Source organism: Comamonas sp. JC664 (genome assembly GCF_042647185.1).
The window spans coordinates 1-23,050 of sequence record NZ_JBHRUZ010000023.1; the positions used below are offsets into that span (position 1 = coordinate 1).

A 23,050-nucleotide genomic window follows, 5' to 3' on the forward strand; every position below is an offset into this window, starting at 1 on the left:
TTCACGCGAAAGCGCGAATCGGGCAGCACTTCGGTCACGGAGCCTTGCATCTCAATCAGTTCTTCTTTAGCCATATAAGTCGACGAATCCTTGTCTAGTGGTGCATTGCGAAACCGGTTCGCCATGCTGTTCTCAGTGCCACCAACAAGCGGTGGCTCTCTCCATGGTTCGGGAGGGCCTTGCCAACTCTCGCCACCCAAGGGGCAAGGGCCTTCAAGGCAACCAAGTGGAAATCTGCCAGCCCGACAACGGGGCGCAACAGCCAGCATCCCACACAATATTGACGGCGCAGCTGCCAGGGCAGCCAACGCCTCCAAGCTATAAAAGCTTGCAAAGCTCTCTATTGTACTATGTTGCTGCCAATTCCGCTGTGGCTTGTCTCGTATAAACGCCGCCGGTGATCCGCAGGCCCGCATGGCTGTGCTGGCAGCAGCAGCGCCGGCGCATCGCTAGCATGGCGCATGCATGCGCGGCTGGCTCCAGGCCGTGCAACCCGATGGCTCCCGCCCCTTCACCAACGAACACCATGAATGCTGCATCCCCCCGCTACTGGCTGATGAAAAACGAGCCGGACGACTATGCGATCGACCATGCGCTCAGCGCCCCCGATGCCACCATTGCCTGGGATGGGGTGCGCAATTACCAGGCGCGCAACTTCATGCGCGATGACATGCAGGTGGGTGACGGTGTGCTGTACTGGCATCGAGCTGCGCCGAGCCCGGTATTTACGGCATTGCCCGCATTGCAGGCCAGCTGCGGCCCGATACCAGCCAGTTTGACCCGCAGCCAAATACTATGACCCCAAGTCCAAGCCGGAGGCCCCGCGCTGGTTGATGCTCGATGTGCAGGCGCTGCGCAAGATCAGGCCGATCACGGTAGCTGCACTGCGCCAGTACCCAGAGCTGCAAGAGATGCGCGTGCTGCAAAAAGGCAATCGCCTGTCGATCACGCCGGTGGACGAGGCGCATTGGCGCTTTATCATGGACCTGGTCAAGGCCCAGGGCTAATGCGCGCGAGCGCGCTGCCAGCCCCCGTTGGCGGCAAGCGCTGCTGCATAATACAAAACCCGTGAGCTGCCCATGCAATAAGCACCGGCAGCTATTTTTTTGATACTACCTTTGCGCCCAGGAATCCCCATGGCTTTTGCTGACAACCTCCAGTCCCTGCCCTCCATCGACCATATCGCCGAGCTGCAACTGATCGCTGCCGATGGCCAGGTGGCGGCCACCATTCCCAATGCACCGGGCAAAGCGGTTCGGTCAAGTTCTACAACGCGCTGGCGGCCAAGCATGGCGGCATCAATGTGGCAGCGGCCGAAGAAGGCCTCACGATCTTTGCCGAGCACACGGATGACGCAAGGCCCGCCCGGCGCGCATCCCAATATTGATCGCCTGATGGAGGTGATCGCCTCCGGCAAGGGCTATACCGTCAAGATCGTCTCGGCCTGAGGCACCTGGGCCGCTTGCAGCGCCGGCGCAGCTGCTGGCTGCCGCATAGGCGGCCACAAAGCGCTGCAGCATCTGCTGGGGCACGGGCGTGTCGCTCAGCTGCGCGAGCATCGCCGCCGGGTCAAAACCTTCAGCTTGCAGCACCTGCGCGCGCAGCTCGATGCAGGCGGCAGCCACAGCCGGGCTGAACTCCGGATGGAACTGGGTGGACACCGCATGGGGCCCATAGCGCACGACCTGGTGCGGATCATGGGCCGAGCGGGCCAGCACCCGGCGCCGGGCGGCAGCTCCAGCACCGTCTGCATATGGGTCAGGTTGGCTTTGAAGTGCCGGCCTGAGCCAGCGAGCAAGGCCTCGTGCTCTGCGCCTGGCAGCAGCGCAATATCCAGGCACCCCATCTCGCGCCCCTGGGGGTGGTAGTCCACCCGGCCGCCCAGCGCATGGGCCATCAGCTGTGGCCGTAGCAAATGCCAAAGAGCGGCATGTCCCGCGCCATCGCCTCCCGTATCCATTGGGCGGTCGCCTCGCTCCAGGGCAGCAGGTCCGTCACCATGGCCCAGGAGCCGGTGATGATCGCAGCGCTGTGTGCATCATGCGGCGGCAAGGGTTCGCCCTCGAACACCCGCACCACCTGGAAGGCAGGCCCAGCGGCGAGGACGGCGGAGAACCACAGCGGCAGATCGCCGACCTGGGCACGGATGTCGTCGGGCGGTGTGCCGACCTGGATAAGCAGCAGAGTTTTTTCAGACACGGGTGAAGGCAAAAAGAAGGGCTGGCCCATGCACTGTAATGCAGGCCAGCCCCGGATGGCCTTCAACCCGGTGGATTTAATTGCCGGTTTTGCCTCAGTACCGGAAGCGCAAGGTCGACTGGCGCACCACCTCAGGCAGCTGCTGGGCATGGGCATAGGCTTCGCGCAGGCGGCTCGCGTCGTTGACGCCTTCGTTGACGGTCTTGCGCAACTGCTGCAAGGCCTCCTTGCTGTTCTCCGGCACATAGGACTGGATGCGCTGCAATGTCAGCAAGATATGCTCGCGCAGCCCAAAGGACTCGCTGGTTGCCGGGTCCACATAGGCGCCTTCAAGGCCAAAACGGCAGGCCTGGAAGCGGTTGTAGGTGTAGACCAGGTAGTCATCCTCGCTAGGCTCGAACGGCTCCTCGGCCAGGAACCAGGCGCCCAGCGCCTGCACATAGGCAGCAAGCGCCACGGCGCGCTCGATGGACAGCGGCGTGTCAAACACCCGCACCTCCACCGTGCCGAACTCCGGCTTGGGCCGAATATCCCAATAGAAGTCCTTCATGCTGTGGATCACACCGGTGGCGGTCATCTTGTCGTAGTAGCGCTCAAAGTCCTCCCAGTGCAGCGCAAACGGCGCCCGGCCCGAGAGCGGAAACGCAAACACCGAGTTGAGCCGCGCCGAATCAAAGGCCGTATCCTGCCCCTGCACAAGGGGCTGGAGGCCGACAGCGCAATAAAGTGCGGATATAGCGCGAGAGGCGGTGCAGCATCATCAGCGCCGCATCGGCGCCCGGGCAGCCCACATGCACATGCTGGCCAAAGATGGTGAACTGCTTGGTGAGGTAGCCGTAGAGCGCGGTGATCTCCTTGAAGCGCGGCTTGTTGTAGATGCGCTGCTGGTGCCACTGCTGGAACGGGTGCGTGCCGCCGCCGGCCAGCGCAATATTGAGTTTGTCTGCCGCCTTGACCAGCGCATCGCGCGTGACGCTCAGCTGCTGGTAGGCGTCCTGGGCGTCGGTGCAGATGCCGGTCGATATCTCGATCATGCTCGTGGTCACCTCGGGCACGATGGAGCCGGGCACCTGCGCGTTTTTCAGCAAGGCCAGCATATCGGGCGCATAAGTGTCAGGTCATAGTGGTTGGTGTTGACCAGCTGCAGCTCCAGCTCGACGCCGAGCGTCAAGGCCTCGGACTGGTGGAAGGCTTCAAGCGTCATGGCGTTTCTCCTTGCTGGTGAGGGCAGACAGGCCGATGCCGCGGTGCGCCTCGCCACTGCGCCACAAAGCGAGCGAGGCCAGCAGCACGCCAATCACCTCGCACAGCACAATCATCGGCAGCGCGATGGACGACACGCTCACTGCCACTTCCGGGTTGATCGCAGCCCATTGCGCCACTGGCCGAAGCCAGCAGCAAGGCCAGGCCGAGCTGGGCGACTGTGCGCAGGCCACCGGCCACTGGCGCAACCAGCCAATGCCGGTGCCCGCGCCCAAGAGCAGCACGCCGCCCATCTTGCCCAGCAGCCGCGCCAGGCTGACGGCAGCGACCAGGCTGATCAGCGCCGCGCTGGGTGCAATCTGGCCGGCCATGCTGGCCACCAGCACAAACATCAGCAAATTGAGCATGGTGTTGCCGGCCTAAAGGCCGAGGGCCAGACCATGGGCTTGGGGCTCAGGTTGCGCAGCATGACACCGGCCAGCACAAAGCCCAGCGCCGCCGAGCCGCCAAGACGCTCCGCGAGCAAACTGGCAGCGACCAGCACCGCGAGCATGTAGAGCGCCGTGGAATCACTGCGCGACGATCGCCAGCGCAGCACCGGCCATAGCGCGGCGGTGGTCAGCAGCGCCCACAGCAGGGTCAAACCCAGGCTCCACAGCAAGTGGCCCATGCCAGCTGCCGTCAGCACGAGGCCCGATTGCGCATCCGTGCCCGCGACGGGCGACCAGGCCACGGTGACCACCAGGCCCAGCACCAGCGCATATATGCAGCCCAAGGTGGCCATCAGCAAGCTGCGGTCGGTCACGGCGCCACTGGAGCGCAGGTCGGCCGAGATGCGCAGCAGCACCGAGGGCGAGGCCACCATGGCCACCACCCCTACCCCTAGCGACACCGCCCAACCCATGCCCAGCAATTGCAAAGTGGCCGTGACCAGCACCAGAGCGGCCATCGATTCGACCAGGCTTTGCAACAGCAAAAATGGCTGTCGCATCAGCCATTTCAGGGAGATTTGCGAGGCCGCAATCAGCATGCTGGTGCCCACTGCCGTGTGCAGCAGCACCTGGGTGTTGCCCTGCAGCGGCCAGGGCAGATCGCCAAAGCCCAGCCAGCCAGCGAGCAGGCCCACCACTGTATAGCCCAGCATGCGCGAAAACCGGTGAGTCGGAAAACCGCGTGCCCGGCAAGTGCCGCAGCTGCAACCAGCACGCACCAACTCATCAAGGGGCCCACACTGTGTTCAAGCCAGCCGCCGATCTGCGGCAGCGGCATGGAAGATGCTGCTTGGGGTGGCATATCTGCACCCTCCTCCAAAAAGTGTGTCCTGCATGCATGGCCGCAGGGCACAGAGCTGTAGATCGCCTGGCAGTGCCGCTGTCTGACGTGGCCAGCTTCAAAAGCCAGACCGTGGCAGGCACTGCGAGGCAGGGGATGCACCAGCGTGGTGCCCAGGCACCTTGTTGCACTTATGCATCAGATCGTTAACCAATCTCAACAACTTTACTGGATGATCTGCCGATTGCCACCACACAGCATGCCGGCGCTGGGCACAAAAAGCCTTCAGTCCTACAATGCAGGCCGCATGAGCCGCTCTTTTTACCAGGCAGGTGTGCCGAGCACCCAGCCCTGCATTGGCGCCCAAGCGTGCTATTTGGAACGTAGCATGCGGTGGGTACAAAAGATGCCAGCATCCCATCGGTAAGCTGCACTGGCAAGCCCGGTGCCCGCACCTGCCCCAGCACCGCCAGGCAGTGCGCGCCAATATCCGACTGCGCAGTGATGCCACCCCGCCGCCCGCCCCAACCAGTTGCAGCCGTAACCGTATGATCGCGGCTCTGATGCGGCCAGCCACAAGCTCCCAGCGCCTGCCCGCTACCCACCGGTAGCGCCGCGTTCACCGCCCTTTTTGCTGCCCCGGTCCGCTATCCCTGGTCGGGCACCTTGCCCGGCGGACGAGCGTGACAGCGCAGCCGCGACCACGCATCAGCCACTCCCTGCTTTTTGGCCCCTGTGCATCCGGATTTGTCCCTCCGCACAACCTGGGGCCCGTTTTTGGTCTGGATATATCCGTGCTTGCCTTGTTGACCCGTCTTTTCCCCGTCTGGGCGGCTGTGATGGCGCTGATCGCCTACAGCGCGCCCTCGGCCTTCCTGGGCTTCAAGCCCCATATTGCCCAGCTGCTGATGCTGATCATGTTTGCGATGGGCGTGACCCTGCGCGTGGCCGATTTCAGCCGCGTGCTGCAGCGCCCGGCCCCGATTGCGGCGGGTCTGTTCCTGCACTACCTCATCATGCCGCTAGCGGCCTGGCTGATTGCCAAGGCGCTGAACATGCCGCCCGAGCTGACCGCAGGCATGGTGCTGGTGGGCAGCGTGGCCAGTGGCACCTCTTCGAATGTGATGATTTTTCTATCCAAAGGCGATGTGGCGCTGTCAGTGACGATCAGTGCGCTGTCGACCCTGGTGGGGATTGTGGCCACGCCGCTGCTCGCGCGCCTGTATATCTCGGCCTCGATCGACGTGCCGGTCAGCGCGCTTTTGATGGAAATTGCGCAGATCGTGCTGCTGCCCATTGGCCTGGGCCTGCTGCTGAACCATTTCTGGCATGCGCAGATCAAGCGCGTAGAGCGCCTGCTGCCGCTCGTATCGATGGTGGCGATCTTGTTGGTGCTCTCCACCGTGGTGGCCTTGAGCCGTGACCGCCATTGCTACCAGTCGGCGGCGTCGTGCTGGCGGGCGTCATTGCGCACAACCTGATCGGCTACCTGGGTGGCTACTGGGGCGGTCGCCTGCTGGGCTTTGACAAATCGGTCTGCCGTACCCTGGCCATTGAGGTGGGCATGCAGAACTCGGGCCTGGCAGCCAGCCTGGGCGCCAAGTTCTTCAGCCCCATGGCCGCGCTGCCGGGCGCCATTTTCTCGGTCTGGCACAACATCTCTGGCTCGCTGCTGGCCGGTTACTGGTCCAGCCGCCCCACGGGCACGGCCAATGACCATGTGCGCCGCGAAGACGTTTCGCTGCACTGATCTTGCAGATCCGCAGGGCTGATCAGGCGCGCTGCGCTGCTGGTTGCGCCGCCAGCATCAGCCCGGTGCGGCTGCGTGCGCCTGCGACCAGGCCGCTGATCAGCTGCGTCTCGGGCAGGTTCTTCCAGTAGCGGCGCGGCATTTCGCGCAGCATGGCCTGCTCCTTGAGCCGCGCCGGGTGAAGGTCGATTGTTAATAGGCCAACACAGCGCCTCGCCCGCATCGGGGCCCGGTGCTGGGCTTGCGTGGCGCCAGGCCCCCATTGCAGGCATTCCTGGTCCCAGAGCACGCTGCAGCCTGGCGTCAGAATCGCCCAGCGCATATTGCTAAAGCGCTCCCTAAAAAAAGCCCGAGGCCGCGCGCACGATGTGGTGCTCGGGCTCGAACCAGGCCACATGCAACGGTGCGCCCTTCTCGTCCTGCGCGGGCCGAAAGCGCACAAAGGCATGCATCTTGTGGATCTCTCGCCCCACCGCACGGGCCAGGCGTTCGATCTCGCGCCAATCGGCATCGAGCGCATCGCCTGCCAGGCTGGCATGCACTGCAGCCGCCACAACCAGCGGTAGCACAGCATAAAGCGGCCCGGGTTGCGGTGGCAGCAGGCATGGCGCAGCACAGCCAGCTGGGGTTTGCGATATGCACCGGCTGGCCGGGTGCAATGGTCAAACGGTCCAACGCATCGGGGGTAATAACGCGGGCCGGCGCATCGGCAACCCAAGCACCGGCAGCCGCAGCATGGGCTGCCCCAGCATCCGCAAACAAATCACCATCCTCGGCCTGGGTGGACAGTTCATCCGTCCAGCGCCAATGCACCACCTCGGGCGCTGCGCCCAGGGCCAGCAATACCCGCGCCGCTTGGCGAAAGCCGGCAAAGTCGTCCGGTGCTTCCAACATTACGGTCAAGCTGTCGTTCTCTGCCTGCATGCCGGGCCTCCTCAAAACAGCGCCATCTGCGCGGCAGCCGCCAACTGCATACCGCTGTGCCGGCGCTGCACCGCGCCCTGCCCCATCTGGGCCAGCAGCTGTTGGCGCAAGCTGGGACTGTCGAGCATGGCCAGCGGCGGGTGGTAGTCATCCAACTCGACAAAAGGCAGCACCTTGCTGGTGGCAACGCGCAGCTGCTGCAGATCGGCCAGCCGCAGCCGGCGCACCCGCGGGCAGCGAGCAGGCGCTCGACACTGCCTACGCCCAAGCCCGGCACCCGCAGCAGCCATGCCTTGGCCGCACGGTTCAGGTCCACCGGGAAATGCTGGCGCTGCGACAGCGCCCAGGCGAGCTTGGGGTCCAGCTCCAGATCGAGCATGCCGCCGGCGGCTGGCGCAGTGATCTCGGCAGGGCTGAAACCGTAGAAGCGCATCAGCCAATCGGCCTGGTAGAGCCGGTGCTCGCGGATCAGCGGCGGCGCCTGCAGCGGCAGATCGGACGATGCATCGGGGATGGGGCTGAAGGCCGAGTAGTAGACGCGGCGCAGGCGCTGGCCGGTGTAGAGCGCGCTGCTGGTGCGCAAGATGGTGGCGTCATTGGCACTGTCGGCGCCCACTATCATCTGTGTGCTTTGGCCAGCGGGCGCATAGCTGGGCGCTGCGGCCCGGGCTGCCTGGCGCTGGCGGGGCAGCGATACCAGCTTGCTGCCCTGCTGGTCTTGCGTCTGCTGCCGGGCCAGCTCGATATGTTCGGCCACCTGGTGCATGGCCGCGGCAATACCTACGGCATCCTCTCGGGCGCCAACTGCTGCAGGCCCTGCTGGGTGGCAGCTCGATATTGATGCTGAGCCGGTCGGCATAGCGGCCTGCCATGGCGAGCAACTCAGGGGCAGCATCCGGAATCGTCTTCAGGTGGATATAGCCGCGAAAATCATGGTCCTCGCGCAGGCTGCGCGCCACCTCCACCAATTGCTCCATCGTGTAGTCCGACGACTGGATGATGCCGCTGGACAAAAACAGGCCCTCTATGCAGTTACGGCGGTAAAATCCAAGGTCAGGCCCACCACCTCTGCCGCGCTAAAGCGGGCACGCTGCACATTGGAGCTTTTGCGGTTGATGCAGTAGCGGCAGTCGTAGATGCAGAAATTGGTCAGCAGAATCTTGAGCAGTGACACGCAGCGGCCATCGGGCGTATAGCTGTGGCAGATGCCCATGCCCTCGGTCGAGCCCATCCCTTGCCGCCCAGGGAGTTGCGGGGCTTGCTGCCGCTCGACGCGCAGCTGGCATCGTATTTGGCGGCATCGGCCAGGATCTGGAGTTTGGTGAGGGTTTGCATAAATACTGTGTATATGTACAGTATTCTAGCAAAATCTCCTCGCGTTCACCAAGATGGGAGTGATCCTCCTTGGGAGCGCGCCCCTCCGGGACGCATGGCGGCGCTATTCAGACCAGAGTAGTTTTCTGCAAATACTGTATATAAATACAGCTTTCAGGAAAACTGCCCCCAGACAGCCATCACAGCCCCATCAAGCCTGCGGCCCCAGCTTGGCCAGAACGGCCTTTTCCTTGACGGTGGACTCGGCGGCAAACTTTTTGTAGTCGGCGCTGTTCATGTAGATGGCAGCATCTCAAAGCGCTGCAGCATGGCCTGGTAGCTTTCCATCTCCATCGCTTCCTTGAAGGCCTTGTGCAAGGCCGCTTGCACATCGGCGGGCATGCCCTTGGGGCCCACCAGGCCAAAGGGCGAGTACTGCGTGGTCGGCAGGCCCAGCTCGATCAAGGTGGGGGTGTTGGGCAAGGTCGGCAGGCGCTTTTCGGTCCAGACGTTCAAGGCGACCATGCGGCCCTGGTCCACATAGGGGATCACGGCGCTGGTGTCGGCCGCGACCATCACCTCACCCGCCATCGTGGCACGCATCAGCTCCGACGAGCCCTTGTACGGTACATGCACGACATCCAGGCCCAGCTGCTGCGCAATGATGGCCGAGGTGACATGGGGCGAGGTGTAGGTGCCGGTATTGCCCAGCGTGAGCTTGCCAGGATTGGCCTTGCCCAGGCCACCACGTCCTGCCAGCTCTTGAGCCCGGACTGGGTGCTGGCCACCATGCAGAACGCATAGCCGGTGACATTGATGATGTAGCTCAGGTCCTCCACCGGGTTCCATTTGAGGCCGGTGGTAAAGGGCAGGCGCATCACGCTCATCGGCAACTGGGCGATAGTGTAGCCGTCCGCTGCGGTGTTCTGCAACTGGGTAGCGGGCAGAGATCCTGCCGCACCCGGGCGGTTTTCCACGACAATCGGCTGGCCCAGCACCTTGGCGGCGTTCTCAGCGAGCTGGCGCATCGTCAGATCCGTGGGGCCGCCGGCCGGAAAAGCCACCACCAGCTTGATCGCCCGGTGGGAAAGGTCTTGCTGGCATGGGCCAGCGATGCGCCCGCCCCCATCCATGCACCAGCTGCCGTGGCAGCCCCCGCTTGCAGCATGCTTCTGCGCGTCAACACCATCTCTTTGTCTCCATTTCAGTCTATAGGCGACAAAGAGTGTAGAAAAGCGCTCCCAGGCACGGGGACGCATGGGTGACATGGTCGGCAGCCCGTAAGGATTCTGACTGCGAACCGGCCTGCACTGGCCGGCGAGGCCGATGGCGACGCCCTACTCTACGGTCGCGCCCGACTGCTTGACCGCTTTGCCCCATTCGGCAATTTCGCTGGCGACAAAGCGGTCCATCTCCGGGCCACTGGTCGGCGCGGGCTCGGAGCCCCGGTCGCGAATGAACTTCTGCATCTCGGGGCTGTTGAGGATGGCCACCGTCTCTTGGTTCAGCTTGTCGACGATGGCTTTGGGCGTGTCCTTGGGGGCCATCAGGCCCAGCCAACCGACCGCCTCAAAGCCCTTGAACTCCGGCAGGCCGGATTCAGCAATCGTTGGTACCTGGGGCAACTGGCTGGAGCGTGTGGCTGACGTCACCCCCAGCGCACGGCCTTGCCAGCCTGGATAATGGCCAGCGCGGCTGTGACTGAGTCGACCATCAACGGCACCTGGTTTGCCCAGAAAAACCGCCTGGGCCGGGCCGCTGCCCTTGTAGGGAATATGTTCGATCTGCAGCGAAGCACGAGCCTTGACCATCTCCGCGCTCAAGTGCTGGGTGCCGCCAATACCGGCGCTGGCATAGCTCAGCTTGCCCGGCTCGGCCCGCGCCCTGGCCACCAGGTCGTTCATGCTCTTGATGCCGCTGGCCGGGTTGGCCAGAAAGACAAGGCGGCACCTTGGCGATCAAGCGATGCCGACCAGGTCCACTCGGGGGTCAAAGTTCACCTTTTTGTAGAGCGTCTGGTTGACTGCCATTGCACTGCCCGCGACCAACAAGGTATAGCCGTCGGCGGCGCTGCGGACGACCTGCTCGGAGCCAATATTGCTGCCCGCGCCGGCCTTGTTCTCTACAACCAGCGGCTGGCCCAGCTTTTGGCCCAGTTTCTCGGCGAGCGCGCGGGCAAAGATATCGGTGGCCTGACCGGTGGGAACGGAACGATCAGTTTGATGGGCTTGTCCGGGTAGGCAGCGGCTGCTGGCATGGCAGCGGCGGCCAAGCTGGCGGCAATGGCCAATGCGGCGGTAGTGGCAAACGCTGGGGGGTCATGGGGTGGGTCTCCTCAAGAGCAGCAGGCGCTGTGGCAGAAAGTGCCGATGCGCTGCGCAGGCTTTTTCTAGCCGGGAATCTTCGCCCATCCTGACTCGCCTTGGCCGCCTCGCCTGTCACCAAGACAACTGCGAGTGGGTGGCGCCTCGCATGTACGCATCGATCAGTTCTGATCGATACGGCACGCAGGCCGCTATCATCGGCGCTCTTATTGTTCACAGCGTATGCCATGTTTTTTGGAATCAGCCACCTTGTCCTTCCCTGCAGCGATCTGGAAAAGGCCACGCATCTCTGGCGCGATGTGATCGGCTTTGCCGCTGCGCGCAGCGGCGAGGGCTATGTCGATATCGACACCGGCAGCGCTCTGCTGCGGCTGCTGCAGGTGCCCAAGGTGGAGTCGCAGACGAGCCTGCGCCTGCAGGTGGCCGATGTGGCCCAGGCCTACCAAAGCCTGCTGGCGGCAGGCAGCACCTCACGCTATGCGCCGATGCGCACCCCTGAACTCGAAGAAATGGCCTGCGTGAGCGATGCCGATGGCCATGCCATCGTGCTGTGGCGCGCCTTGACAGAAGACGAATGGGGCTTTGTGCCCGAGCTGCCCAAGCAAGGCGAATGGACCGCCGATGCCGAGGACCTGCTCCAGCGCCTGCTCGCCCATGTACCGGCGTTCTTTCGCATGCTGGCCCGGCGCAAGACCACGCGCATCATCGAACAGCTGGCCCAGAGGCGCGCAGCCCTGTCACCCGCGAGTGGGTCATCAAAGGCTATATCACCGCAATCGGCCAAGGTCACGCGCTTTCGCCTGGTGGAGCCGCTGCGCGCCGAAGGCATCAACCCGGATGAGTACCGGGCGGAGTTTGACTATGAGTAAACCCATGCCGTGGTCTGCACGGCATTGAACACTGGGCGCACAGGCAAAAAAAGACAGCCCGTAGGCTGTCTTTTGCGGATTAGATCAAGACCGGCTGGTCTTACTTGCGCGCTGGCGGCACATCGGTGCAGGTGCCATGGGCCACTTCGGCCGCCATCCCAATGCTCTCGCCCAAGGTCGGGTGCGGTGGATGGTCTTGCCGATGTCCACAGTGTCTGCACCATCTCGATGGCCAGTGCTATCTCGCCGATCATGTCGCCGGCGTGCGTGCCAACCATGCCGCCGCCCAGGATCTTGCCGTGACCATGGGCTTCGGGCGAGTCGTCGAACAGCAGCTTGGTAAAGCCTTCGTCGCGGCCATTGGCAATGCGCGGCCCGAGGCAGCCCAGGGGAACAGGCCCTTCTTGACCTTGATGCCTTGGGCCTTGGCCTGGTCTTCGGTCAGACCCACCCATGCCACTTCAGGATCGGTATAGGCCACCGATGGAATCACGCGGGCATTGAAAGCGGCAGCGGCCAGCTCCTTGTTGCCTTGCAGCTCACCGGCGATGACTTTCGGCGGCCACATGCGCTTCGTGCACAGCCTTGTGTGCCAGCATTGGCTGGCCCACGATGTCGCCGATCGCGAAGATGTTGGGCACATTGGTGCGCATCTGGATGTCGACATTGATAAAGCCACGGTCCGTCACGGACACGCCTGCAGCCTCTGCGCCGATCTTCTTGCCATTGGGCGTGCGGCCCACGGCTTGCAGCACCAGGTCGTACACCTGGGGTTCGGGCACGGTGACGCCTCCTTGGCTGGCTCGAACGAGACCTTGATGCCTTCGGGCGTTGCTTCGGCGGCCACGGTCTTGGTGTTGACCATGATGTTGTCAAAGCGCGGCGCGTTCATCTTCTGCCAGACCTTGACCAGATCGCGGTCAGCGCCTTGCATCAGGCCATCCATCATCTCGACCACATCCAGGCGTGCGCCCAGCGTGCTGTAGACGGTGCCCATTTCCAGGCCGATGATGCCGCCGCCCAGGATCAGCATGCGCTTGGGCACGGCCTTCAGGTCCAGCGCACCCGTGGAATCGACCACGCGCTCGTCCTTGGGCATGAAGGGCAGATGCACGGCTTGCGAGCCTGCAGCAATGATGGCCTTCTTGAACTGCACGACCTTCTTGGCGCCGGTCTGCTCCTGGCCATCGCCCGAGGTTTCCTGCACTTCGATGTGGTTGGCGCTGACGAAATTGCCATAGCCGCGCACGATCGTGACCTTGCGCATCTTGGCCATTTGGCCCAGACCGCCGGTCAGCTTGCCGATGACCTTATCCTTGTGGGCGCGCAGCTGGTCGATATTGACCTCGGGCGCGGCGAACTTGATACCGCCACGTCCAGGTGCTTGACCTCGTCCATCACGGCAGCCACATGCAGCAAAGCCTTTGAGGGGATGCAACCCACGTTCAGGCAGACACCGCCCAGCGTCTTGTAGCGCTCGACCAGCACCACCTTGAGGCCCAGGTCAGCGGCGCGGAAGGCGGCCGAGTAGCCGCCTGGCCCGCCACCGAGCACGACCACGTCACAGTCTTCATCGACCTGGCCGCTGTAGTTGCTGGCCACCGGGGACAGCGCTGCAGCTGGTGCGGACTGCGCTGCGGGAGCAGGCGCCGCTGCTGCAGGGGCCGGAGCGGGCGACGAGGCTGCAGGTGCAGCAGCAGGTGCGGGGGCAGCAGCTGCGCCTTCTGCGGCTTCCAGCGATAGGATCACTGAGCCTTCAGCGACCTTGTCACCGATCTGATCTTGAGCTCCTTGACCACGCCGGCATGGCTCGACGGGATCTCCATCGAGGCCTTGTCCGACTCGACGGTGATCAGCGACTGGTCCTTGGCGACGTGTCGCCAGCTGCACCAGCAGCTCGATCACGCCCACTTCAGCGAAATCACCATGTCGGGGACTTTGATATCTACGATTGCCATAGTGTGCGTCTCCGATTACAGGATGATGCGGCGTAGTCCGCCAGCACCTGGCCCAGGTAGGCATTGAAGCGTGCGGCCGAGGCGCCATCGATGACGCGGTGGTCGTACGACAGGCTCAGTGGCAGCATCAGGCGTGGCACAAACTGCTTGCCGTCCCACACCGGCTTGATCGCCGACTTGGACAGCCCAGGATGGCAACTTCAGGGCATTCACGATAGGCGTGAAGTGCGTGCCACCAATGCCGCCCAGCGACGAGATGGAGATGCAGCCGCCTTGCATGTCGGGCCGCGCCCAGCTTGCCATCGCGTGCCTTCTTGGCCAGCTCACCCATTTCTGCGCTGATCTGGATGATGCCCTTCTTGTCGGCATCCTTGAGCACCGGCACCACCAGGCCATTGGGCGTGTCAGCGGCAAAGCCGATGTTGAAATACTGCTTGTAGACCAGGGTGTCGCCATCGAGGCTGGTGTTGAACTCAGGGAACTTCTTGAGTGCAGAGACCAGGGCCATGATCACAAAGGCCAGCATGGTGACCTTGACGCCGCTCTTCTCGTTTCCTTGTTCGTGGAGACGCGGAAGGCTTCGAGCTCGGTGATGTCGGCTTCGTCATTGTTGGTGACGTGGGGGATCATCACCCAATTGCGGTGCAGGTTGGCGCCCGAGATCTTCTTGATGCGCGACAGGTCCTTGCGCTCGACAGCGCCGAACTTGCTGAAATCGACCTTGGCCATGGCAGCAGATCCAGACCTGCGCCAGAGCCGCCACCGGCAGGCGCCTTGGCAGCCTGTGCCTTCGTCTGCACGGCACCAGCCATCACCTGCTTGGTGAAGGCTTGCACGTCATCGGCGGTGATACGGCCCTTGTTGCCCGAGCCCTTGACCTCGTCCAGCGGCACACCCAGCTCACGCGCAAACTTGCGCACCGATGGCGATGCATAGGGCATCGCGCCCGAGGGCGGCACGGTGGGGTTGTGGGCGGGAACAGCTGCAGCCGGTGCGGCGACAGGTGCTGCAGCAGGGACAGGTGCGCTGGCAGCGGGAGCCGGCGCAGCTGCCGCCGGTGCTTGCGTAGCCGGTGCGGACGCTGGAGCAGCAGCGGCGCTGCCTTCCAAATGGCGACCAGATCACCAACATTGATGGTGTCGCCAAGCTTGACCTTGAGCTCCTTGACACACACCAGCGGCGGGCGATGGGATCTCCATCGAGGCCTGTCGACTCGACGGTGAACAGCGACTGCTCTTCGGTGACGGTATCGCCCACCTTGACCAGCACTCGATCACGGCCACATCCTTGAAGTCACCGATATCGGGGACCTTCACTTCGACCGGGCCCGAGGCCGCAGGCGCAGCAGCAGCCTGGGTGCTGGCGTAGGTGCAGCTGCAGGAGCGGTTGCCGCAGCGGCGGGGCTGGTGCCGGCGCAGCGGGTGCGGCAGCAGCGGCATCGGCCGCATCGGCCGCTTCGAGCTTGATGATGACCGAGCCTTCGGCCACCTTGTCGCCAATCTTGACGACGATTTCCTTGACCACGCCAGCGTGGCTGGACGGGATCTCCATCGAGGCCTTGTCGGACTCGACAGTGATCAGCGACTGGTCCTTGGCGACGGTGTCACCGGGCTTGACGAGCAACTCGATCACGCCCACTTCTGCGAAGTCGCCAATATCGGGGACTTGAATGTCAATCAATGCCATTGTGGTGTCTCCTGGTGCAATTTAGGCGTACAGCGGGTTGATCTTGTCGGCGTTGATGCCGTACTTGGCAATCGCATCGGCGACCTTTTGCGCGGGCAGCTTGCCGTCTTCGGCCAGCGCCTTCAAGGCGGCTACCACGATGTAGTGGCGGTCGATCTCGAAGTGCTCGCGCAGCTTGCGGCGGAAGTCCGAGCGGCCAAAGCCGTCCGTGCCCAGCACCTTGTAGGTGCGGCCCGCGGGATGAAGGGGCGAATCTGCTCGGCGTAGGACTTCATGTAATCGGTCGAGGCGATCACCGGCCGGTGCTGTTGCCCAGCTCGGCGGTCACAAACGGCACCTTGGCGGTTTCCAGCGGGTGCAGCAGGTTCCAGCGGTCTGCATCCTGGCCGTCGCGGGTCAGTTCGTTGAACGATGGACAGCTCCAGACGTCGGCAGTCCACGCCCCAGTCGGCAGCCAGCAGCTCTTGCGCAAAGAGGATTCGCGCAGGATGGTGCCCGAGCCCAGCAGTTGCACGCGCAGGTCGCCGGCGCCACCGGCCTTGCACAGGTACATGCCCTTGAGGATCTTCTCCTCGGTGCCGGGCGTGAGGCCTGGCATCGCATAGTTTTCGTTGAGCAGCGTCAGGTAGTAGAAGATGTTTTCCTGGTTCTGCACCATGCGGCGCAGGCCTTCGTGCATGATCACGGCCACTTCGTGCGAGAAGGTCGGGTCGTAGCTGATGCAGTTGGGGATGGTGCCGCCAGGATGTGGCTGTGGCCGTCTTCGTGCTGCAGACCTTCGCCATTCAAGGTGGTACGGCCCGAGGTGCCGCCCAGCAAGAAGCCGCGTGCCTGCAGGTCGCCAGCGGCCCAGGCCAGATCGCCAATGCGCTGGAATCCGAACATCGAGTAGTAGATGTAGAACGGAATCATGATGCGGTTGCTGTGGCTGTAGCTGGTTGCCGCAGCAATCCAGCTGGACATGCGCCCGCTTCGTTGATGCCTTCCTGCAGGATCTGGCCCTTGGTGTCTTCCTTGTAGTACATCACCTGGTCTTTGTCGACCGGGTGTACTGCTGGCCATGCGGGTTGTAGATACCGATCTGGCGGAACAGGCCTTCCATACCGAAGGTACGGGCCTCGTCCACCAGGATGGGCACCACGCGGGGGCCGATTTCCTTGTCGCGCAGCAGCTGGGTCAAGAAACGCACATAGGCTTGCGTGGTCGAGATCTCACGGCCTTCGGCGTGGCTTCGAGCACGGCCTTGAAGGTGTCCAGCGGAGGCACGGTGAACTGCTCGTCGGCCTTTTCGCGGCGCTTGGGCAGGTAACCGCCCAAGGCCTTGCGGCGCTCGTGCAGGTACTTCATCTCCGGGGTGTCGTCGGCTGGCTTGTAGAAAGGCAGCTCGGCAATCTGGCTGTCCGGGATCGGGATGTTGAAACGTCGCGGAAGGCCTTGATGTCCTCATCGGCCAGCTTCTTGGTCTGGTGGACATTGTTCTTGCCCTCACCGACCTAGCCCATGCCAAAGCCCTTGACGGTCTTGACCAGCAAGACGGTGGGCTGGCCCTGGTGGTTTTGCGCTGCGTGGAAGGCAGCGTAGACCTTTTGCGAGTCGTGGCCGCCGCGCTGCAGGTTCCAGATCTCGTCGTCGCTCAGGTGCTCGACCATCTTCAGGGTGCGTGGATCGCGGCCAAAGAAGTTCTTGCGCACATAGGCGCCGTCATTGGCCTTGAACGCTTGGTAGTCGCCGTCGTTGCACTCCATCATGATCTTGCGCAGCGCGCCGTCATGGTCCTTGGCCAGCAAGGCATCCCAGCCCTTGCCCCAAATCAGCTTGATCACGTTCCAGCCGGAACCGCGGAACTCGCCTTCGAGCTCCTGGATGATCTTGCCGTTGCCACGCACCGGGCCATCGAGGCGCTGGAGGTTGCAGTTGATCACGAAGATCAGGTTGTCGAGGTTTTCACGCGCGGCCAGGCCGATCGCGCCCCAAGGATTCGAACTCGTCCATTTCACCGTCGCCACAGAACACCCAGACCTTGCGGTTTTCGGTGTTGGCAATGCCGCGGGCGTGCAGGTACTTCAAAAAGCGCGCCTGGTAGATCGCCATGATGGGGCCAAGGCCCATCGAGACGGTGGGGAACTGCCAGAAATCGGGCATCAGCTTGGGGTGCGGGTAGCTCGACAGACCTTTGCCGTCCACTTCCTGGCGGAAGTTGAGCAGCTGCTCTTCGCTGATGCGGCCTTCGAGATAGGCGCGGGCATAGATGCCGGCGATACGTGGCCTTGGATGTAGAGGCAGTCGCGCCGTGGTTGTCGCTCTCGGCATGCCAGAAATGGTTGAAGCCGGCGCCAAACATGCTGGCCAGCGAGGCAAAGGAGCCGATGTGGCCGCCCAGGTCACCGCCTTCTGGTGGGTGCAGGCGGTTGGCCTTGACCACCATGGCCATGGCGTTCCAGCGCATGTAGGCGCGCAGGCGTTGTTCGATCTCGAGGTTGCCGGGGCTGCGCGCTTCCTGCTCGGTCTCGATGGTGTTGACGTAGCCGGTCTTGGCGGAGAAAGGCAGATCGACGCTGTTCTGGCGCGCGTGCTCGAGCAATTGCTCGATCAGCGAGTGGGCGTAATCTGCGCCCTCACGGTCGATCACAGCGGACAGCGCGTCCATCCATTCTCGGGTTTCTTGGTCGTCGGTGCGGGGGGGCCGTTGACGGCTTTTTGTTCGGATGGTTCGACATGCTCGCGTCTCCTTCAAGTGATCTGCTATGAATGACTGTGCCAGAGTTTCTCACATTTTTTGAAGATTTCAAATAGCGGTCTTCATTTTCATATTATGGGAAATTGCTGCAAACGCACAATCCATGGGCGCTGCAGCAGGATGCATCGGGGACCAGATCAACGATTTGCCCGGCATCAGGGCATGCCGCCCTGCCCTGGACTACACTCACCCTCCATGAATTCGACCGAGCGCCCCGCCACCCCATCCCCAAACAGCCGTCCTCGTTTGGTGCAGATGTGGCAGACCTGGTGGCGAGGATTGTCACCTTCGAGACAAGATCGCTATGCGGCCATTGCGCCCTTGGTGGCCGTGGTGATGTTTTTCATCGCCATCGTGGCCGCTTTTTGGTACCTGCGCAGCGAAGAGCTCGAGCGTGAGCGTGAGGCCATGCGCCGCGATGTGGAATATGCCCAGCAGCGCATTCGGCTGCGCCTGTCCGAGCGCCAGGAGCAACTGATGCGCCTGGCCCGCGACGTGGGCAACCCAGGACGTGGACAAGAATGGCTTCAACGACCGGCTGACACGCTGATCAGCCAGTACGCCGAGCTGCAGGCCCTGACCTGGATTGATACCGGCCGCCAGGTGCGCGCCACCCAGTTTGGCCCAGCGTGGCCGCAGAGAACCTGCTCACCGTGGACGAGGTGATCCAGAAAAAGGAGCTGCTCGAGCTCTTTGAGATGGCGCGCGATCTGCAGCAGCCTGTGTTCTCGCAGCCACTGGCCACCAGCGAGACAGCGCCCATGCTGCTGCTGGAGGTCCCCATCAGCCAGAAGGGCCGCTTTGGCGGCGTGCTGCTGGCCGAGTTCTCTATCGACAACCTGCTGCGTTACGGCACGCCCACCGAGATCCTGGCCCTCTACGCGGTGACCCTGCAGGACGGCAAGGGAACCACGCTGGCCGGCACTCCGCTCACCCCACGTGTCGCCGCCCAGCGGCTGCTGCCCTGGCGCGCGGCGCCCAATGAATTCGAGATGCCAGTCGCTCCCGTGGGTAACAGTTGAAGCTGCGCGCCCAGGGCTACCACACCTCGCTCGGCCTGGTCAGCAACGGCCTGTTCTGGCTGGTCTGTGTGCTGAGCTTTATGACCGCCTGGCTGCTGGTGGCGACCTGGCGCCACACCCGCAAGCGCATACGCGCGCAAGAAGCCCTGCAGGGTGAGACAATTTCCGCCGAGCGATGGAAAACAGCGTGCTCAACGGGCATGCGCGCATTGGATCTGCAAGGCCGCATCTCTTATGTGAATGCCGCCTTTTGCCAGATGACCGGCTGGAGCGAGGAAGAGCTGGTGGGCAAGCTGCCGCCCTACCCGTACTGGCCCGAGGGCGACCAGAGCACCTACCACGACATGCTGATCGACGAGATGAGCGGCAAGGTGTTTCCCGGTGGTTCCAGATGCGGGTCAAGCGCAAGAACGGCACGATGTTCGAGGCCGGCTCTATGTCTCGCGCTGATTGACGGCCACGGCCGCCAGACCGGCTGGATGACCTCGATGACCGATATCACCGAGCCCAACCGCATCCGCGAGCAGCTCTCGGCGTCGTATGAGCGCTTCACCATCGTGCTCGAGGCACTGGACGCCTCGGTGTCGGTCGCGCCGCTGGGCAGTGCCGAGTTGCTGTTCGCCAACAAGCTCTACCGGCAGTGGTTTGGCTCGCAAACCGTGGGCCATTTGCAATTGGTGGCCCAGGCCGGCGTGTTGCCCAGCAACAGCAATGCCAACACCAGCATGGACGATGAAGATGGGCTCATGGGCCTGCCCAGTGACGAGATCACCACTGCTGTCAGCGGCAATGCCGAGATCTATATCGCCGAGCTGGGCAAATGGCTGGAAGTGCGCTCGCGCTACCTCAACTGGGTGGACGGGCGCCTGGCGCAGATGGTGATCGCCACTGACATCACGCCACGACGCCAGGCGAGGAGCAGTCCGCGCGCCAGGCCGAGAAGGCCGCCACCGTGAGCCGCCTGGTGACCATGGGCGAGATGGCGTCGAGCGTGGCCCATGAGCTGAACCAGCCACTGTCGGCGATCAGCAACTACTGCTCGGGCATGATCACCCGCGTCAAGAACGGGAGCCTGAGCGAAGAAGCGCTGCTAGGGGCCTTGGAGAAAACCGCCCACCAGGCCCAGCGCGCCGGCCAGGTGATCCACCGCATCCGCTCCTTTGTCAAACGCAGCGAGCCCAACCGGGCACTGGCCGATGTCAGCGACATCGTCAGCGAAGCGGTGGAGCTGGGCTCGATCGAGCTCAAGCGCCACAATGTGCGGCTTTCGCACCACGTTGCCGCACGTCTGCCCAAGGTCAAGGTCGACAGCATCCTGATCGAGCAGGTGCTCATCAACCTGATGAAGAACGGCGCCGAATCCATTGCCAATGCCCAGCGCCCGGCCCACCAGCGCATGGTGGAACTGCGCGTCGTGCCTCGCAAGATCGACGCCACGGATGTGATAGAGTTTTCCGTTCAAGATACGGGGCGCGGTCTGTCACCCGAGGCTTTGGAGCGCCTGTTCCAGGCCTTCTTCTCTACCAAGAGTGAAGGCATGGGAATCGGGCTCAATCTCTGCCGCAGCATTGTCGAATCTCACCATGGCCGGATGCAGGCAGAGAACCTCTACAATGGGCCGGAGGTGACAGGTTGTAATTTCAGCTTTTGGATTCCGGTGGCCAGCCCGCGGAGTCGGCTGAATAGCCAGCGCTATACCAATACTGATAGAAGGAATTGTGCATGAGCTTGATCCCCAAAAAGGGCACGGTCTACGTAGTCGATGACGATGAGGCGGTGCGTGACTCGCTTCAATGGTTGCTGGAGGGCAAGGATTACCGGGTGCGCTGCTTTGACTCAGCCGAGTCCTTCTTGGCACGCTACGATGCCCGCGAGGTCGCCTGTCTGATTGTCGATATCCGCATGGGTGGCATGAGCGGCCTGGAACTGCAGGACCGCCTGATCGAGAACAAGTCGCCGCTGCCCATCGTCTTCATCACCGGCCACGGCGACGTGCCCATGGCGGTGGACACGATGAAAAAAGGCGCCATGGATTTCATCCAGAAGCCTTTTGACGAAGCCCAGCTCGATGCCTTGGTCGAGCGCATGCTGGACCAGGCACGCGATGCCTTCGCTGGCCACCAGCAAGCGGCCAGCCGCGATGCGCTGCTGGCCAAGCTGACGGGCCGCGAGTCGCAGGTGCTCGAACGCATTGTGGCCGGTCGCCTGAACAAGCAGATCGCCGATGACCTGGGCATCAGCATCAAGACCGTCGAAGCGCACCGCGCCAACATCATGGAAAAGCTCGGCGCCAATACCGTCGCTGATCTGCTCAAGATTGCGCTGGGCTCCAATGCAGCGGCCAAGGCAACGTGATAAATTAGCGGCCTTCGCGCCCTAGGGACAACGTTCCAACAACGCTTCTCAAAGCGCAATGCGCCGGTACCGGCTTCGGTACGGCGCATTTTTCAATTCCGCGCGCCATGCTGGGGGCTCGCCGGCTGCTGGACCACGCGCAACCCTTTTTGGATGACCACATGACTGCTCAATTGATCGATGGCAAGGCCCTCTCCCAGCAACTGCGCTCCGATGTCAAGGCGCGTGCCGACCAGCTCAAGGCCAAGGGCATCGTTCCGGGTCTGGCCGTCATCCTGGTCGGTGACAACCAGGCCAGCCAGGTCTATGTGCGCAACAAGGTCAAGTCCTGCGAGGAGTGCGGCTTCCATTCGGTGCTGGAGAAGTACGACGCGAGCATGACCGAGGCGGAGTTGCTGGCCCGGGTCGAGGCGCTCAACAACGACCCGAGCATCCACGGCATCCTGGTGCAGCTGCCGCTGCCCAAGCACATCGACGACCACAAGGTCATCGAAGCCATCTCGCCCAAGAAGGACGTGGACGGCTTCCATGTGGCCAGCGCCGGCGCGCTGATGGTGGGAGAAGTGGGCTTCAAGGCCTGCACGCCCTACGGCTGCATGAAGATGCTCGAATCGATCGGCATGAAGGACCTGCGCGGCAAGCATGCGGTGGTGATCGGCCGCTCCAACATCGTGGGCAAGCCCATGGCGATGATGCTGCTGGCGGCCAACGCCACCGTCACCATCACCCACAGCGGCACAGCCGACCTGGCTGCGATGACCCGCCAGGCCGACATCATTGTGGCGGCCGTGGGTAAGGTCAATGTGCTGACCGCCGACATGGTCAAGCCCGGCGCCGTGGTGATCGATGTGGGCATGAACCGCAATGCCGAAGGCAAGCTCTGCGGCGATGTGGATTTTGACGGCGTCAAGGAAGTGGCCGGCTACATCACCCCCGTGCCCGGCGGCGTAGGCCCGATGACCATCACGATGCTGATGGTCAACACGCTGGAGTCGCCGAGCGCGCCTGATCTGCCCAAAAACCGCCTCGATTCCGCCGCGATTTATCGCGGCGGTAAAACTATGAAAACGATAGCTGTTGGCATCCGCCTTGCCGGTGCCAGCAGCTTTTTTTTGTGCTTAAATGACAGGCAATGATCTCCGATCGCGATTACGTTCCAAGTGCCAACATGGCATTGATTGCAGGGCGCCAGGCCCCATATACAGCACCATGACCAATCCATTGCTCGATTTCAGCGGCCTGCCCCGCTTTGACCAGGTCCAACCTGAACACATCGCCCCCGCCATCGACCAGCTTCTGGCCGAGAGTGAAGCGGCCCTCAAGACGGTCACAGCGCCCGGGACGGGCTGGGAGTTCCTCACCTTCCTCACTACACGGCCTCGGCGTACCCGAACGAGCGCTACACCGGTGACGCGCTGACCGCGGCGGAGCGGCAGC

General features: G+C 63.1%; 16 protein-coding genes and 13 pseudogenes. 11 read left to right on the forward strand and 18 right to left on the reverse strand.

The annotated features are described in order from the left end of the window. Positions 1 to 74: pseudogene (locus tag ACFODQ_RS03525) on the reverse strand (translation initiation factor IF-1); the annotation flags it as partial. A gap of 422 nt (positions 75 to 496) precedes the next feature. Between ACFODQ_RS03525 and ACFODQ_RS03530 the strand changes: the two are divergent. Beyond that, positions 497 to 1,007: pseudogene (locus ACFODQ_RS03530) on the forward strand (EVE domain-containing protein). A 129-nt stretch (positions 1,008 to 1,136) separates the two neighbouring features. Then, a pseudogene (locus ACFODQ_RS03535) lies at positions 1,137 to 1,448 on the forward strand (DUF2322 family protein). Between the two features lie 95 nt (positions 1,449 to 1,543). Here ACFODQ_RS03535 and ACFODQ_RS03540 read toward each other — a convergent pair. From ACFODQ_RS03540 to ACFODQ_RS03560, 5 genes and pseudogenes are all read right to left on the reverse strand, one after another. Further along, positions 1,544 to 1,897: a hypothetical protein gene (locus ACFODQ_RS03540; RefSeq protein ID WP_377015101.1), complete on the reverse strand. Its 354-nt coding sequence runs from the start codon at positions 1,895 to 1,897 to the stop codon at positions 1,544 to 1,546. After that, positions 1,897 to 2,229, reverse strand: coding sequence for a hypothetical protein (locus ACFODQ_RS03545; RefSeq protein ID WP_377015103.1), 333 nt, complete (start codon positions 2,227 to 2,229; stop codon positions 1,897 to 1,899). The genes ACFODQ_RS03540 and ACFODQ_RS03545 overlap by 1 nt, the downstream gene beginning before the upstream one ends. A gap of 64 nt (positions 2,230 to 2,293) precedes the next feature. Beyond that, positions 2,294 to 3,403 (reverse strand): annotated as a pseudogene (locus tag ACFODQ_RS03550) (YbdK family carboxylate-amine ligase). Beyond that, a complete protein-coding gene (locus ACFODQ_RS03555) occupies positions 3,393 to 3,809 on the reverse strand; it encodes a hypothetical protein (protein ID WP_377015105.1) in 417 nt (138 codons plus the stop codon). Before ACFODQ_RS03555 ends, ACFODQ_RS03550 begins: the two are co-directional and overlap by 11 nt. Next, entirely contained in the window at positions 3,794 to 4,546 is a 753-nt protein-coding gene (locus ACFODQ_RS03560) for a hypothetical protein (protein ID WP_377015107.1), read from the reverse strand. Before ACFODQ_RS03560 ends, ACFODQ_RS03555 begins: the two co-directional genes overlap by 16 nt. A 922-nt stretch (positions 4,547 to 5,468) precedes the next feature. On the opposite strand from ACFODQ_RS03560, the pseudogene ACFODQ_RS03565 reads away from it, so the two are divergent. After that, positions 5,469 to 6,424: pseudogene (locus ACFODQ_RS03565) on the forward strand (bile acid:sodium symporter family protein). Between the two features lie 22 nt (positions 6,425 to 6,446). Here ACFODQ_RS03565 and ACFODQ_RS03570 read toward each other — a convergent pair. The 5 genes and pseudogenes from ACFODQ_RS03570 to ACFODQ_RS03590 form a co-directional block, all read right to left on the reverse strand. After that, a complete protein-coding gene (locus ACFODQ_RS03570; protein ID WP_377015109.1) occupies positions 6,447 to 6,713 on the reverse strand; it encodes a hypothetical protein in 267 nt (88 codons plus the stop codon). Between the two features lie 49 nt (positions 6,714 to 6,762). Then, complete coding sequence (locus ACFODQ_RS03575) at positions 6,763 to 6,993, reverse strand: DUF4130 domain-containing protein (RefSeq protein WP_377015111.1); 231 nt, start codon at positions 6,991 to 6,993, stop codon at positions 6,763 to 6,765. 366 nt (positions 6,994 to 7,359) lie between these two features. After that, positions 7,360 to 8,683, reverse strand: a pseudogene (locus ACFODQ_RS03580) (putative DNA modification/repair radical SAM protein). 190 nt (positions 8,684 to 8,873) lie between these two features. Beyond that, positions 8,874 to 9,845: pseudogene (locus ACFODQ_RS03585) on the reverse strand (tripartite tricarboxylate transporter substrate binding protein). 154 nt (positions 9,846 to 9,999) lie between these two features. Further along, positions 10,000 to 10,953: pseudogene (locus tag ACFODQ_RS03590) on the reverse strand (tripartite tricarboxylate transporter substrate-binding protein). A gap of 260 nt (positions 10,954 to 11,213) precedes the next feature. Between ACFODQ_RS03590 and ACFODQ_RS03595 the strand changes: the two are divergent. Next, positions 11,214 to 11,855 carry a VOC family protein gene (locus tag ACFODQ_RS03595; protein WP_377015113.1) on the forward strand — a complete coding sequence of 214 codons (642 nt, stop codon included), beginning with the start codon at positions 11,214 to 11,216 and terminating at the stop codon, positions 11,853 to 11,855. On the opposite strand, the pseudogene ACFODQ_RS03600 reads toward ACFODQ_RS03595, so the two are convergent. The 7 genes and pseudogenes from ACFODQ_RS03600 to aceE form a co-directional block, all read right to left on the reverse strand. Then, positions 11,846 to 12,498 (reverse strand): annotated as a pseudogene (locus ACFODQ_RS03600) (hypothetical protein). The gene ACFODQ_RS03595 and the pseudogene ACFODQ_RS03600 sit on opposite strands and share 10 nt — an antisense overlap. Further along, positions 12,395 to 12,637: an FAD-dependent oxidoreductase gene (locus ACFODQ_RS03605; protein ID WP_377015115.1), complete on the reverse strand. Its 243-nt coding sequence runs from the start codon at positions 12,635 to 12,637 to the stop codon at positions 12,395 to 12,397. Before ACFODQ_RS03605 ends, ACFODQ_RS03600 begins: the two are co-directional and overlap by 104 nt. Continuing rightward, positions 12,541 to 13,131: an FAD-dependent oxidoreductase gene (locus ACFODQ_RS03610; RefSeq protein ID WP_377015128.1), complete on the reverse strand. Its 591-nt coding sequence runs from the start codon at positions 13,129 to 13,131 to the stop codon at positions 12,541 to 12,543. Before ACFODQ_RS03610 ends, ACFODQ_RS03605 begins: the two co-directional genes overlap by 97 nt. 17 nt (positions 13,132 to 13,148) lie before the next feature. Next, positions 13,149 to 13,457, reverse strand: a complete 309-nt coding sequence (locus tag ACFODQ_RS03615) for an FAD-dependent oxidoreductase (RefSeq protein ID WP_377015130.1) — start codon at positions 13,455 to 13,457, stop codon at positions 13,149 to 13,151. Positions 13,458 to 13,466: 9 nt separating this feature from the next. After that, a pseudogene (locus ACFODQ_RS03620) lies at positions 13,467 to 13,813 on the reverse strand (biotin/lipoyl-containing protein); the annotation flags it as partial. Further along, positions 13,801 to 15,499 (reverse strand): annotated as a pseudogene (gene aceF, locus ACFODQ_RS03625) (dihydrolipoyllysine-residue acetyltransferase). The pseudogenes ACFODQ_RS03620 and aceF, both read right to left, overlap by 13 nt. A gap of 21 nt (positions 15,500 to 15,520) precedes the next feature. Beyond that, positions 15,521 to 18,146, reverse strand: a pseudogene (aceE, locus tag ACFODQ_RS03630) (pyruvate dehydrogenase (acetyl-transferring), homodimeric type). 285 nt (positions 18,147 to 18,431) lie between these two features. Between aceE and ACFODQ_RS03635 the strand changes: the two are divergent. The 7 genes and pseudogenes from ACFODQ_RS03635 (at position 18,432) to ACFODQ_RS03665 (ending at position 23,032) form a co-directional block, all read left to right on the forward strand. Continuing rightward, positions 18,432 to 18,902 carry a hypothetical protein gene (locus tag ACFODQ_RS03635; protein WP_377015117.1) on the forward strand — a complete coding sequence of 157 codons (471 nt, stop codon included), beginning with the start codon at positions 18,432 to 18,434 and terminating at the stop codon, positions 18,900 to 18,902. Beyond that, entirely contained in the window at positions 18,890 to 19,258 is a 369-nt protein-coding gene (locus ACFODQ_RS03640) for a hypothetical protein (protein WP_377015119.1), read from the forward strand. Before ACFODQ_RS03635 ends, ACFODQ_RS03640 begins: the two co-directional genes overlap by 13 nt. Then, entirely contained in the window at positions 19,255 to 20,214 is a 960-nt protein-coding gene (locus ACFODQ_RS03645) for a PAS domain-containing protein (RefSeq protein WP_377015121.1), read from the forward strand. Before ACFODQ_RS03640 ends, ACFODQ_RS03645 begins: the two co-directional genes overlap by 4 nt. After that, a complete protein-coding gene (locus ACFODQ_RS03650) occupies positions 20,211 to 20,984 on the forward strand; it encodes a sensor histidine kinase (protein WP_377015123.1) in 774 nt (257 codons plus the stop codon). The genes ACFODQ_RS03645 and ACFODQ_RS03650 overlap by 4 nt, the downstream gene beginning before the upstream one ends. Then, on the forward strand, positions 20,981 to 21,613 hold the full coding sequence (locus ACFODQ_RS03655; protein WP_021028067.1) for a response regulator transcription factor: 633 nt from the start codon (positions 20,981 to 20,983) through the stop codon (positions 21,611 to 21,613). Before ACFODQ_RS03650 ends, ACFODQ_RS03655 begins: the two co-directional genes overlap by 4 nt. Positions 21,614 to 21,774: 161 nt before the next feature. Next, positions 21,775 to 22,608, forward strand: a pseudogene (gene folD / locus ACFODQ_RS03660) (bifunctional methylenetetrahydrofolate dehydrogenase/methenyltetrahydrofolate cyclohydrolase FolD); the annotation flags it as partial. Positions 22,609 to 22,822: 214 nt separating this feature from the next. After that, positions 22,823 to 23,032: a hypothetical protein gene (locus ACFODQ_RS03665; protein ID WP_377015126.1), complete on the forward strand. Its 210-nt coding sequence runs from the start codon at positions 22,823 to 22,825 to the stop codon at positions 23,030 to 23,032. Positions 23,033 to 23,050 lie beyond the last annotated feature (18 nt).